The sequence below is a fragment of the Frankia sp. CcCS3 genome (assembly GCF_977927575.1).
Genome location: NZ_CDWRCL010000012.1, coordinates 1 through 12,215, shown reverse-complemented (window position 1 = coordinate 12,215; position 12,215 = coordinate 1). Strand labels below are relative to the sequence as shown.

General features: G+C 70.7%; 12 protein-coding genes and 1 riboswitch. Of the genes, 9 read left to right on the top strand and 3 right to left on the bottom strand.

Going from position 1 to position 12,215, the window contains the following annotated elements:
- Positions 1 to 142 precede the first annotated feature (142 nt).
- A riboswitch (ZMP/ZTP riboswitch) is annotated at positions 143 to 229 on the top strand.
- Positions 230 to 256: 27 nt separating this feature from the next.
- From AC08OQ_RS02275 to rimI, 5 genes are all read left to right on the top strand, one after another.
- A complete protein-coding gene (locus AC08OQ_RS02275; RefSeq protein ID WP_476604083.1) occupies positions 257 to 1,519 on the top strand; it encodes a serine hydroxymethyltransferase in 1,263 nt (420 codons plus the stop codon).
- A gap of 132 nt (positions 1,520 to 1,651) precedes the next feature.
- Positions 1,652 to 2,911 carry an alpha/beta fold hydrolase gene (locus AC08OQ_RS02270; RefSeq protein WP_476598518.1) on the top strand — a complete coding sequence of 420 codons (1,260 nt, stop codon included), beginning with the start codon at positions 1,652 to 1,654 and terminating at the stop codon, positions 2,909 to 2,911.
- On the top strand, positions 2,908 to 3,381 hold the full coding sequence (tsaE, locus tag AC08OQ_RS02265; protein WP_462185719.1) for a tRNA (adenosine(37)-N6)-threonylcarbamoyltransferase complex ATPase subunit type 1 TsaE: 474 nt from the start codon (positions 2,908 to 2,910) through the stop codon (positions 3,379 to 3,381). The genes AC08OQ_RS02270 and tsaE overlap by 4 nt, the downstream gene beginning before the upstream one ends.
- Positions 3,382 to 3,493: 112 nt before the next feature.
- Positions 3,494 to 4,258, top strand: a complete 765-nt coding sequence (gene tsaB / locus AC08OQ_RS02260) for a tRNA (adenosine(37)-N6)-threonylcarbamoyltransferase complex dimerization subunit type 1 TsaB (protein WP_462202448.1) — start codon at positions 3,494 to 3,496, stop codon at positions 4,256 to 4,258.
- On the top strand, positions 4,255 to 4,842 hold the full coding sequence (gene rimI, locus AC08OQ_RS02255; RefSeq protein ID WP_462185722.1) for a ribosomal protein S18-alanine N-acetyltransferase: 588 nt from the start codon (positions 4,255 to 4,257) through the stop codon (positions 4,840 to 4,842). Before tsaB ends, rimI begins: the two co-directional genes overlap by 4 nt.
- Here rimI and AC08OQ_RS02250 read toward each other — a convergent pair.
- Positions 4,820 to 5,101 carry a hypothetical protein gene (locus AC08OQ_RS02250; RefSeq protein ID WP_476592318.1) on the bottom strand — a complete coding sequence of 94 codons (282 nt, stop codon included), beginning with the start codon at positions 5,099 to 5,101 and terminating at the stop codon, positions 4,820 to 4,822. The two genes, rimI and AC08OQ_RS02250, sit on opposite strands and share 23 nt — an antisense overlap.
- A gap of 300 nt (positions 5,102 to 5,401) precedes the next feature.
- On the opposite strand from AC08OQ_RS02250, the gene groES reads away from it, so the two are divergent.
- Both groES and groL read left to right on the top strand, forming a co-directional pair.
- Positions 5,402 to 5,707 (top strand): co-chaperone GroES, encoded by a 306-nt coding sequence (gene groES / locus AC08OQ_RS02245; RefSeq protein ID WP_011435085.1) that lies wholly within the window; start codon positions 5,402 to 5,404, stop codon positions 5,705 to 5,707.
- 124 nt (positions 5,708 to 5,831) lie between these two features.
- A complete protein-coding gene (groL, locus tag AC08OQ_RS02240) occupies positions 5,832 to 7,472 on the top strand; it encodes a chaperonin GroEL (RefSeq protein WP_476598514.1) in 1,641 nt (546 codons plus the stop codon).
- A 216-nt stretch (positions 7,473 to 7,688) separates the two neighbouring features.
- On the opposite strand, the gene AC08OQ_RS02235 is transcribed toward groL, so the two are convergent.
- Both AC08OQ_RS02235 and AC08OQ_RS02230 read right to left on the bottom strand, forming a co-directional pair.
- On the bottom strand, positions 7,689 to 8,021 hold the full coding sequence (locus tag AC08OQ_RS02235; protein ID WP_476598512.1) for a WhiB family transcriptional regulator: 333 nt from the start codon (positions 8,019 to 8,021) through the stop codon (positions 7,689 to 7,691).
- 408 nt (positions 8,022 to 8,429) lie between these two features.
- Entirely contained in the window at positions 8,430 to 8,846 is a 417-nt protein-coding gene (locus tag AC08OQ_RS02230; protein WP_462185726.1) for a DUF5319 domain-containing protein, read from the bottom strand.
- Positions 8,847 to 9,243: 397 nt separating this feature from the next.
- Here AC08OQ_RS02230 and guaB point away from each other — a divergent pair, with 397 nt between their 5' ends.
- Together guaB and AC08OQ_RS02220 are read left to right on the top strand one after the other, a co-directional pair.
- A complete protein-coding gene (gene guaB, locus AC08OQ_RS02225) occupies positions 9,244 to 10,845 on the top strand; it encodes an IMP dehydrogenase (protein ID WP_462185727.1) in 1,602 nt (533 codons plus the stop codon).
- A gap of 190 nt (positions 10,846 to 11,035) precedes the next feature.
- Positions 11,036 to 12,166: a GuaB3 family IMP dehydrogenase-related protein gene (locus AC08OQ_RS02220; protein ID WP_476598510.1), complete on the top strand. Its 1,131-nt coding sequence runs from the start codon at positions 11,036 to 11,038 to the stop codon at positions 12,164 to 12,166.
- Positions 12,167 to 12,215 lie beyond the last annotated feature (49 nt).

Sequence of the window (12,215 nt, the reverse complement as noted above, 5' to 3'; positions counted from 1 at the left end):
TCCGGCGGGCGTCGGCGCTGTGGCCTACGCCCGGCTTGTCTTCTTCACGACATTTGTCGTCTTCACGACGCCCGGTGCCGTCGCGACGCGTCGCACCGGCGTGGATCCGGTGCCGTGGGGCGGGGCCCATCCCCTAGACTCGGCCCGGAGTCGTGACTGGCGCATCGAGGTGGAACTGACCACCGGGGAGCGATCGAGCGGAACGGTGCCGCGCGCCTGGGCACCCCCGGCCGGATCAGACCTGCCGGAGGTCAAGGTGCATCAACCACCGATTCCCCGCCTCGCCGTCGCCGATCCCGAACTCGCCGGTCTCGTCGAGGCCGAAGCCACGCGCCAGTTCTCGTCGATCAGGCTGATCGCGTCGGAGAACTACGTCTCTACCGCGGTGCTGGAGGCGTCCGGCTCCGTGCTGACCAACAAGTACTCCGAGGGCTACGTCGGTCGGCGTTACTACGAGGGTCAGCAGGTCATCGATCCGATCGAGACGCTTGCGGTCGACCGTGCCAAGGCGCTGTTCGGGGTCGAGCACGCCAACGTCCAGCCGTACTCGGGTTCCCCGGCGAACCTCGCCGTCTATCTGGCCTTCGCCGAGCCAGGGGACACCGTGATGGGCCTGTCGTTGCCGATGGGCGGCCATCTGACCCACGGCTGGAGCGTCTCCGCGACCGGCACGTGGTTCCGCAGCGTCCGGTACGGCGTGCGCGCCGGCACCGGCCGCATCGACCTGGACGAGGTGCGCGACCTCGCCCTGGCCGAGCGTCCCAGGATTATTTTCTGCGGCGGTACGGCGATCCCGCGGACGATCGACTTCCCGGGGTTCGCCGCGATCGCGCGGGAGGTCGGGGCGGTGCTCGTCGCGGACATCGCGCACATCGCCGGGCTGATCGCGGGCGGGGCACACCCCTCGCCGGTGGGGCACGCCCCGGTGATCTCCACCACCACGCACAAGACGCTGCGCGGCCCGCGCGGGGCGATGCTCCTCTCCGACGCCGAGCACGCCACCGCGATCGACAAGGCGGTGTTCCCGGGCCTGCAGGGCGGGCCGCACAACCACACCACCGCGGCGATCGCCGTCGCCCTGCGCGAGGCGGCGGCACCCGCGTTCCGCGACTACGCGCACGCGGTCGTGGCGAACGCCCGCGCGCTGGCCGAGGCCCTGGTGGAGCGGGGCTTCGACCTGGTCACCGGCGGTACCGACAACCATCTGATCCTGATCGACCTGACCGGCAGGGACATCGGCGGCAAGCCCGCGGCCCGGGCGCTCGACCAGGCCGGGATCGAGCTGAACTACAACGCGGTGCCCTTCGACCAGCGCAGGCCCTTCGACCCGTCCGGTATCCGACTGGGAACCGCCGCCATCACCACCCGCGGCCTGGGCGCCGGTCACATGCCGGTGCTCGCCGGCTGGATCGACGATGTCGTCAAGGCCGCCGTGGCCGGCGACACCGCGACCATCACCCGGGTCCGGGAGCAGGTCACCGAGCTGACCGCCGCCTTCCCGATGCCGGGCTTCGCCTGAGCACGGGATCCGCGTACAGGCCCGGTAAGCGGCCCCGGCTGACGCCCCCCACGTCCCGGCCGGGGGGCCCGTCGGCCGGCGTGGCCGGGTGCATCATCGGTGCAGAAGAGGCCCCGAGGAGAGGTGGCGCCGATGGCGAAGACCGTGGGTGCGATCGCGGGTTCCCGCTCGGCTCGGGCCACGGGGTCGCTCGGGGTGGTCGGTGCCGCTGCCGTCGCGGCGGGCCTGGTCGCCGAGCGGCGGATGATCCGCCGTCGGCGTGGGATGGCCGATCTCGCGTCCGACGCGCGGATCGAGCCGATCAGGGGTTGGGTCACCACCGTGATCGCGGGGGACGGTATTCCGCTGTACATCGAGGAGATCGGCCCGTCGGACGCCCCGGTGACGCTGGTGTTCGTCCACGGGTTCTGCGTCACGGCCGATTCCTGGATCCTGCAGCAGCGGGCGCTCACGGACCTCGGCCGGATGGTCTTCTATGATCAGCGGGCGCATGGGCGTTCCGGGCCGTCCGAGGTCAAGAACTGCACCATCGACGTACTCGCCGACGACCTCTTCCGAGTGATCACCGAGCGGGTCCCCCGGGGGCCGATCATCCTGGTGGGCCATTCGATGGGCGGCATGACGGTGCTGGGTCTGGCCGACACCCACCCGGAACTGTTCGATGACCGCATCGTCGGGGTGGCCCTGCTCGCCACCAGCGCCGGTGAGCTGGCCCGGCTGACCTTCGGGCTGCCGGCGTCGGTGACCGGGGTGGTGCGCCGCGTTCTGCCGGGTTTCGCGGTCGGTATGCGGCACGCGCCGAGCCTGCTCGAACGTGCCCGGCGGCGGGGCAGCGACCTGTCGTGGGAGCTGACGCGGCGCATCGGGTTCGGATCGACCGAACTACCGCCGTCGGTGGTCTCCTTCCTGGAGACCATGGTCGCGGACACCCCGATCCCGGTCATCGCGGCGTTCCTGCCCACCCTGCTCGACCACGATCGGCTCGTGGCGGCCGAGCGGCTGGCGGAGATCCCGACCGTGCTCATCGTCGGGGACGCCGACCTGATGACCCCGCTTGCCCACAGCCGCACCCTGGCGGAGGTGTTGCCCCGGGCGGAGCTCATCGTCGAGGAGGGCGCCGGGCACGCCATCATGTTGGAACGCCCGGACGTGGTGAACGCCGCCATCCGGGAGATGGCACGGCAGGCGATGGTGCCACGCGCCATGCCGCGCCCGCGGTCGGCACGGGCCGACCGGTCGGCGCCGGCACAGACCGGTCGGTCGGGACGGACCGGTCGGTCGGGACGGACCGGTCGGTCGGGGTCGGCACGGGCCGGTCGGTCGGCACGGTCCGAGACATTCTCCGTCTCCCCACGCGGGCCCCGGAGCGAGGCGACGACGGAAGGCACATGAACACGGTCGAGGTGTCCACGGCGGAGCGCATGCGGGAGTTCGGGGCCTGGTTGGCCGCCCTGCTGCGACCCGGGGACCTGCTCGTGCTCTCCGGCCCGCTTGGCGCGGGCAAGACGGTCCTGGCCCAGGGGATCGCGGCCGGGCTGGGCGTGCGGGAAACGGTCACCTCGCCGACGTTCGTGCTGGCCCGGATCTACCCGGACGGGCGGATTCCCCTCGTGCACGTGGACGCCTACCGGCTCGGTGGGGTCGCCGAGGTCGACGATCTCGACCTCGACGCCGACGTCGACACCTCGGTCACCGTGGTCGAGTGGGGCGTCGGTCTTGTGGAACGTCTCACGCAGGATCATCTGGAGATCGTGATCTCCCGGCCACGTGCCGACGAGGTCGGGGAGACTCGGATAGTCCGCCTCGTCCCGTCCGGGGCCAGCTGGATCGAACGGCTGCGCGCACGTGCGCCGGTGAGTTGAGACTCCCCGCATCGACCCGCCGCGCGCGGCGTGACATCGGTGGCATCGTGGTGGTGGAGCGGGTGCCCGCCGTGGTCGGCGAGGCGATCCGTAGTCTGGACGAGTGCTGGTGATGGCTCTTGACACATCCACGGCAGCGTGCTCGGTCGCGCTTGCCGAGCTGACGTCGTCCGACCCCGCGCGGCCGGTGAGTGGGACGGGTGGCGAGCGCGCCGCGCTCGGGGTGCACGTGTGGCCGCGAGCGGTCATGGTCACCGTCGACGCCCGCCGCCACGGGGAGTTGCTGGCGTCGTCGATGCGCGCGGTGCTCGCCGAGGGGGGTGCCCGCCCCACCGATCTCGACGTCGTGGTCGTGGGCGCCGGTCCCGGGCCGTTCACCAGTCTGCGGGTCGGGATGGTGACCGCCGCCGCCTTCGCTGACGCACTGGGCGTGCCGGTGCACGGGGTGTGCTCACTGGATGCCATCGGTGCCGCCACCGGCGGCTCCGTCGCCGTCGTGACGGATGCCCGTCGGCGCGAGGTCTTCTGGGCCTGTTACCGCGACGGGGTGCGGGTCGGCGATCCGGCCGTTGGCCGTCCGGCCGACGTCGTCCGGTTCCTGCGCGGCCTCGGTGTCGACCGCGTCGTCGGCCCGGGAACGGTGCTCTACCCGGAGATCTTCGTCGAACTCGCCGCGGCCGCAGCCGGTACCACGGCCGGGGAGGCGCCCGCGCCCGGCGCAGGCCAGGCGGACGACGGCTATCCCCGGCCAGAGCTGCTCGTCGGTCTCGCCGGGGCCGACGTGCTGGCCGGGCGCGCTCCCCAGCCCCTCGTCCCGCTCTACCTGCGGCGGCCGGACGCGACCGAACCGCATACACCGAAGCCGGTCACGGTTTGACGCAGCCGCGATCACACCCTACCGGTCCGGATGGGCCGGATCTGCTCCTCGTTCCAATGCGCTGGTGGCACGTGGCGATGGTCGCCGAGCTGGAGCAGACGGTATTCGACATCGATCCGTGGACGGCCGAGCTGTTCTGGTCCGAACTCGCGCAGGGCGAGCAGCGACGGTACCTGACGGCGCTGTGGCGTCCACAGGGCGTCCCGACGCACGACACGTCCGCGATCGTCGGTTATGCGGGGCTGGCGCTTGCCGAGGACGGCGCCTACATCCAGACGATCGGCGTTGTGCCCCGGATGCGCGGGCGGGGGGTGGGCGCCCGTCTGATGATCGCCCTGCTGCGTGACGCCCGGCGGGCGGGTGCCCGCAGCTGCGGGCTGGAGGTCCGCACCGACAACCAGGCGGCCCGCGCCCTCTACAGCCGGCTCGGTTTTGTCGACATTGGGCTGCGTCGCGGTTACTACCAGCCTTCCGGCGGAGATGCCTACGTGATGCGGGTCCGGAAGATCGACACCATTGGTTACGCGGAGCTGCTCGACCGCGTCGAGGCGACGTTGCTCATCACCTCTCGGGCCGAGCCCTGACCTGTTCGAACCGCCAGGCACGCGGATCGCCGTTCGTCAGCTCGGCCGGTGGTTCCGGCAGCGGGCAGCGGGTGTCCCCGGTAGTCTGCGCGGACGTGCCCGCATCGGGCGGCGTCCGCAGCATGATGACGATGAGATCCTCGCCCCGTTGGCTGCTGACGTAGACCTCGCCGTCTCGCTCCGCAAGCGCATCGATCGCCCAGTCCCGCAGGCCGCCCGCCCGGCCGGCCGCCGCCTTGGCCTCCCACATCCAGATCATGTCCTCATGGTGCCCCATGTCCCCGTGCGCTCATGTGCTCATGGGCCCCGTGGCGCCGGGCGCCGACCGGTGGGAGCGGGCCGCCGCGAAGGGGGCCGGGTCTTGGCCAGGGGTCGGCTCGGGACGACCTGAATTCCCGCCGTCTTGTCAGATCCGACCGTCTTGGTTGACGTCTGCGGCGCGGGTGCTAAGTTGGCACTCGGCACGTGAGAGTGCCAGCGACAACAGGCGCCTGTTCACCCGCGACGGCAGGCCGCCAGGGTCGCTCTCTCATCCAGCGCAGGAAGGGGGAGGTCGATCGTGACGACCGCCACCAAGGTTGCTATCAAGCCTCTCGAGGACCGTATCGTCGTGCAGCCCTCCGACGCGGAGCAGACCACCGCGTCCGGGATCGTGATTCCGGACACGGCGAAGGAGAAGCCCCAGGAGGGTATCGTTCTCGCGGTCGGCCCGGGTCGGTTCGAGGACGGCAAGCGCGTCCCGCTCGACGTCAAGGTCGGCGACGTGGTGCTCTACAGCAAGTACGGCGGCACCGAGGTCAAGTACTCGGGCGAGGAGTACCTCGTGCTCTCCGCTCGCGACGTTCTCGCGATCATCGAGAAGTAGGCCGCTCGCCGGTAGCACCAAGGGGCGCGTCCCGCTGGCGGCCGCCCGGTTCCCGCCGGGCCCGCCGGCGGGGCGCGCTCCTGCTGTTTTCCACCGGTATTCGGTGTCGGGAGGACAACCAGGTATGCCGAAGATTCTGACGTTCAACGAGGACGCCCGCCGCGCGCTCGAGCACGGGGTGAACGCCCTGGCCAACGCGGTCAAGGTGACGATCGGCCCGCGTGGTCGCAACGTCGTCATCGACAAGCACTACGGCGCTGCGACGATCACCAATGACGGGGTGACGATCGCGCGCGAGATCGAGCTGGAGGACCCCTACGAGAACCTGGGTGCCCAGCTCGCGAAGGAAGTCGCCACCAAGACCAACGACGTGGCTGGCGACGGCACCACGACGGCGACCGTGCTAGCCCAGGAAATGGTGCGCTTCGGTCTCAAGCAGGTGACCGCGGGGGCCGCCCCACTGGCGCTGAAGCTGGGCATCGAGGCCGCCGTCGAGGCCGTCTCCGCGGCCCTGCTGAAGCAGGCCATCGAGGTCAACTCGAAGGAGACCATCGCCCAGGTCGCCGCCATCTCCGCTCAGGACTCGCAGGTCGGGGAACTGATCGCCGAGGCGATCGACAAGATCGGCAAGGATGGCGTCATCACGGTCGAGGAGAGCCAGACCCTCGGGCTGGATCTTGAATTGACCGAGGGCATGCAGTTCGACAAGGGCTACATCTCGCCGTACTTCGTCACGGACGCCGAGGCCCAGGAGGCCGTGCTTGAGGACGCCTACGTCCTGCTCTACCCGGGCAAGATCTCGGCGCTGAACGAAATCCTGCCCGTGCTGGAGCAGGTCGTCCAGGAGCGCAAGCCGCTGCTGATCATCGCCGAGGAGGTCGAGGGCGAGGCCCTGTCCACCCTGGTGGTGAACTCGATCCGCAAGACCTTCCAGGTCGTCGCGGTCAAGGCTCCCGGGTTCGGGGACCGCCGCAAGGCACTGCTGCAGGACATTGCCGTGCTTACCGGCGGCCAGGTGGTGGCCTCGGAGGTCGGTCTCTCCCTCGATGCGGTGACGTTGGCCGACCTGGGCCGGGCCCGGCGGGTCACGGTGGACAAGGACAACACCACCATCGTCGACGGGGCTGGCGAGGCCTCCTCGATCGCAGATCGGGTGCGTCAGCTCAAGCAGGAGATCGAGGTCAGCGACTCCGACTGGGACCGCGAGAAGCTGCAGGAGCGGTTGGCCAAGCTCGCCGGTGGGGTCGCGGTCATCCGCGTCGGCGCCGCCACCGAGGTGGAGCTCAAGGAGAAGAAGCACCGCCTCGAGGACGCCGTGTCGGCCACCCGCGCGGCCATCGAGGAGGGCATCATCGCCGGCGGCGGTTCCGCGCTCACCCACGTGGCGTCCGTGCTCGACGACGGGCTTGGCCGTACCGGGGACGAGCTCGCCGGGGTACGGATCGTGCGCTCCGCGCTCGACGCCCCGCTGTCGTGGATCGCGCGCAACGCTGGTCTGGAGGGCGCGGTCATCGTCTCCAAGGTCAAGGAGCTCGAGCCGGGTCGTGGGTACAACGCGGCCACCGGCGAGTACACCGATCTGATCGCGGCCGGCGTCGTCGACCCGGTCAAGGTCACCCGGTCGGCGGTGGCGAACGCCGCCTCGATCGCGGCTCTGCTCATCACCACCGAGGGTCTGGTCGTCGAGAAGCCGGCGGAGCCCGCTTCCCAGGACGGCCGCGGCCACGGGCACGGGCACAGTCACCCGCAGGGCCCGGGTTTCTGACCGGATCGGCGTCGTGGGGCCTCGCCGGGTGCGGCCCGGCCCCCGGGCCCCGGTACGTCCGGAGCCCGGTCGGTCCTTGATGATCGACCGGGCTCCGGCGCGTTGGGTCGCTGCCGCGTCGGGTCGCTGTCGGGTCGCTCACCCGTCGTGGGTGGTCCAGGAGACCAGGACCGGCTATCCCGACCCGTCCGCCTATCGGCCCCTGGCCGCCCTCTCTCAGCAGGCCGGTGCGAGTCCGGGCCGGGCCGGGGTGCGTCTCGTGGTCCCCCGCCGGGAGCGGCCGGTGAGGATCGCATCCCGTTCGGACTCGCTCAGCCCGCCCCATACGCCATAGGGCTCCCGGGCGGTCAGCGCGTACTCACCGCAGGCGCGGATGACTGGGCAGCGGGCGCAGACCGCCTTGGCCGCGGCCTCACGGGCGGCTCTGGCCGGCCCCCGTTCGCCCTCCGGGTGGAAGAAGAGCTCCGTGCTCTCACCACGGCACGCCCCGTGCAGCTGCCATTCCCACTTCTCCGCGCCGGGGCCTGGAAGTCGTCGGACGTCGGTCATCGATCTGAGCCCCCTTTCGACCTGAGCGGCAAGCGCCGCCACTTCACCGTAGTACCGGGCCACCCTCTGAGTGATCTTGAAATTTCACCCGGGTGAGCCCGCGTCACGGGTCGTTCCGCCCGGCCGTTGCACGGTCGGGAAGTCCCTGGATGTCCAGGGATCTCAGGCGGATCAGGGTCCGAGTCGGCCGCGGGACTTCCGGCCGGCGCCGTGTTCCGTCATGGCTGACCGACCGCGCCGGATCCGCAGGTCCGGCGGAACTTTTGTTGACGGTTGAACGCCTACCCCGGTGGTCGGCTGGTCACACGGCCTGAGCGGGAATTAGCGTGGCCACCGCCGGCCGCGCTCCGTCGGCGCGCAGCATCCACCCCGGCCGGGTGTCCGGTCAGGCGGCGACGCGAGTCCGCCTCAGCGCGAGTCCGCCTCCGAGGCGGCGGATGCCTCGTAGATCCCGTCGGCGAAGCCGCGGGCGTAATCCCAGCTGACGTAGCACGACGGGTCCGGCGCGAACGCCGGCTCGTGGACTCTCGTCCGCCCCTCGTTGAGAAGGTTGCGCAGGTTGCCAGCCAGCAGGTCCCAGTCGAAGAAGTGGGGCTCGGCGCAGCCCTCGCAGTCGACGACAAGGCCGCGGTAGCCGCGCGGCTCGAGCAGCGTGCGGAAGACGTCGAGGTCTCCCAGCTCGGCGAGGACTTCCTCCCGCTCGTGCAAGGACAGCGGTTCGAGCAGGTCGAGGTCGTCAACGGAGTCGAGGCGCGCGAGCTCGGCAGCCGGATCCTCGGGGTCGCCCGCGAAGGGGTCGACAGGCTCGTCGCTCACGACGACCACGCTACGCTTGCCCGGACTGCTTAGTGGTCCCGATCCGGAGTCTCGGCACCGATGTGCGGCGCTCTGGACATAGTCCGTCGCGGTCGGTCCGCTGTTCTGCTGGGCGCGCGGGTCCCGATCAGGCCCGGTGGGCGGCGCTGTGGTATAGAAAAATGTTATCCATGGCGATGTCGGTCACGGGCGATGTCGGTCACGCCGGAACCGCCGATATGTGCCGGTGACCTCTACGATGGAGTCTGTGCCGCCGCTCGGTGCCCGGTTCTGGTAGCCCGGTTCTGGTAGTAGGTACACTTTTCCGCCGTTGCGCGCGACCCGTCGCTCCAGGACGGCGGGCGGGGCTCGTGCCGCGGCGTCGGTCTGGGTCCGCGGCCTCGGTCAACGCGGAATGGAAGGTGCCATGAACGGTCCCCTCGCCACCGATTTCACGTTGCCGGCCGGGGTGGGCACCCACGTCGGCGCGCGTCCCGACCTGCTGGGGGCCGATGCCGCCGCGGTACCGCCGAAGCTGGCGATGCTCGGGCTGACCTTCGACGACGTGCTGCTGCTTCCGGCCGCCTCCGACCTGGTACCGGCGGAGGCGGACACGACGACCCGCCTGTCGCGGAGCATCGATCTCGCCGTGCCGTTGGTGTCGTCGGCCATGGACACGGTGACCGAGGCCCGCATGGCCATCGCGATGGCGCGCCAGGGCGGGGTCGGGGTACTGCATCGCAACCTCTCGATCGACGAGCAGGCGCAGCAGGTCGACATGGTGAAGCGTTCCGAGTCCGGGATGATCACCGCACCGGTGACCTGCGGGCCCGACGCCACCTTGGAGGACGCGAACGTCCTCATGGCGAGGTACCGGATCTCGGGTGTCCCGGTGACGGAATCCGACGGCCGGCTGGTCGGTATTGTGACGAACCGGGACATCCGCTTCGAACGGGACTACTCGCGTCGAGTGCAGGACGTCATGACCCCGATGCCGCTGATCACCGCACCGGTGGGCGTCTCGCCGGAGGACGCGCTCGCCCTGCTCCGCCGCCACAAGGTCGAGAAGCTGCCGATCGTGGACGAGCGTGATCGGCTGCGCGGTCTGATCACAGTCAAGGACTTCACCAAGCGGGAGCAGTACCCGCACGCCACCAAGGACACCGATGGCCGGCTGATGGTCGGCGCCGCCGTCGGTGTGGGGGAGGACGCCTACAAGCGCGCCCAGGTCCTCGTCGCCGCCGGGGTCGACTTCCTCGTCGTGGACACCGCGCACGGGCATCATCGAGCCGTGCCCGACGTGGTGCGCCGGATCAAGACCGACATGCCGACCGGGGTGGACGGCCGGCCGCTCGACGTGATCGGTGGCAACGTGGCGACCGGGGCCGGTGCGGCGGCGCTGATCGCGGCCGGGGCGGACGCCATCAAGGTCGGGGTCGGGCCCGGCTCGATCTGTACCACCCGGGTGGTGAGCGGCGTCGGCGTCCCCCAGGTCACGGCCATCTACGAGGCATCGCGCGTCGCCCGGGAGCACGGTGTGCCGGTAATCGGAGACGGCGGCCTGCAGTACTCGGGTGACATCGCGAAGGCCATCGCCGTCGGCGCCGACACGGTCATGCTGGGCAGCCTGCTGGCCGGTGTCGACGAGAGCCCAGGAGAGTTGATCTTCATCAACGGCAAGCAGTACAAGGCTTACCGGGGCATGGGCTCGCTCGGCGCCATGCGTAGCCGCGGCAGCGCGCGGTCGTACTCGAAGGATCGGTACTTCCAGGACGACGTGCTTTCCGATGACAAACTGGTTCCCGAGGGCGTCGAGGGCCAGGTGCCCTATCGGGGTCCACTGGCGGCCGTGGCCCATCAGCTGGTCGGCGGTCTGCGGGCGGCGATGGGCTACACCGGCTCGCCCACCATCCGGCGGATGCAGGACGAGGCGCAGTTGATCCGTATTACCTCGGCGGGGCTGATCGAGAGTCACCCCCACGACATCCAGATGACCGTCGAGGCGCCGAACTACAACTCCGCGCGCTGACGCCGTCGCGCCGCGCGACCGACCAGGCCGTCGCCGGGCCGTCCCCAGGCCGGTGACGGCCGTCGCGTCTCGTGCGCGGTCACCTGGTCATCTGGTCATCTGGTCACCGGGATGTTCGGTCAGTCGTGGAGCAGATACGTCGGTTTTCCGGTCGGCACGAGCCTGCCGGCCCAATCAGGAGGCGCCAGCAGTGGCAGAGATCGAGATCGGCATCGGCAAGAGCGCGCGGATCGCGTATGGTCTCGACGCCGTCGGCATCATTCCATCCCGTCGGACCCGTGACCCGGCGGACGTCTCGCTCGCCTGGGAGATCGACGCCTACCGGTTCGACCTGCCGCTCGTGGCCGCTCCGGCCGACGCGGTGACCTCACCCGCGTCGGCGATCGCGCTCGGCCGGCTCGGTGGTCTCGGTGTTCTGCACATCGAGGGGCTGTGGACCCGGTACGAGGAGCCGGAGAACCACATCGCCGAGCTCAGCAAGATCGGGGCCGCCCAGGGCCCGGACGCGGCAACCGATCGGCTGCGCGCGTTGTACTCCGCGCCGGTCCAGCCGGGGCTGATCGCGCAGCGTCTCACCGAGCTTCGGGACGCTGGGGTGGTCGTGGCCGCGGCGCTGCGCCCGCAGAAGGTCAAGGCCCTGTGCCCGCACGTACTGGCCGCCGGGATCGATCTGCTCGTCATCCACGGTACGGCGGTTTCGGCGGAGCATCAGTCCCGCCGCAGCGAGCCGCTCAACCTCAAACGGTTCATCGGGCAGCTGGACATCCCGGTGCTGGTCGGCGGGTGCGCGTCGTTCTCCACCGCCTTGCACCTCATGCGCACCGGGGCGGCCGGTGTCATCGTGGGCGTCGGGTCCGGCTTCGGTGACCGTACCCGGGACGAGCTCGGGGTCGGCGTGCCGCTCGCCACCGCCATCGCGGACGCGGCCGGTGCGCGCATGCGTTATCTCGACGAGTCGGGCGGCCGCTACGTCCACGTCGTCGCGCATGGTGACCTTCGGACTGGCGGTGACGTCGCGAAGGCGGTGGCCTGCGGCGCGGACGCGGTCATGGTGGACGCGGCGCTCGCGGCCGCGGGGGAGGCCCCGGGCCAGGGCGGGGTCTGGCCGATGGACGTGCTGCACTCCGACCTGCCGCGGGGACGCTGGTCGCCGGTGGCCCCGACCGGGATGCTCGCGCAGATCGTGACCGGTCCGGGCATGGCGACCAGCACCGGTGTCCTCAACCTGGCCGGCGGCCTGCGCACGGCAATGGCGACGACGGGATACGCAACTTTGAAGGAGTTCCAGAAGGCGGAGATCATGGTGACTGCCAGTCCGTGACCGACGATGCACGTCATGCGTGGTCGTCGGGCGTCCTGCGAGGCGGTAG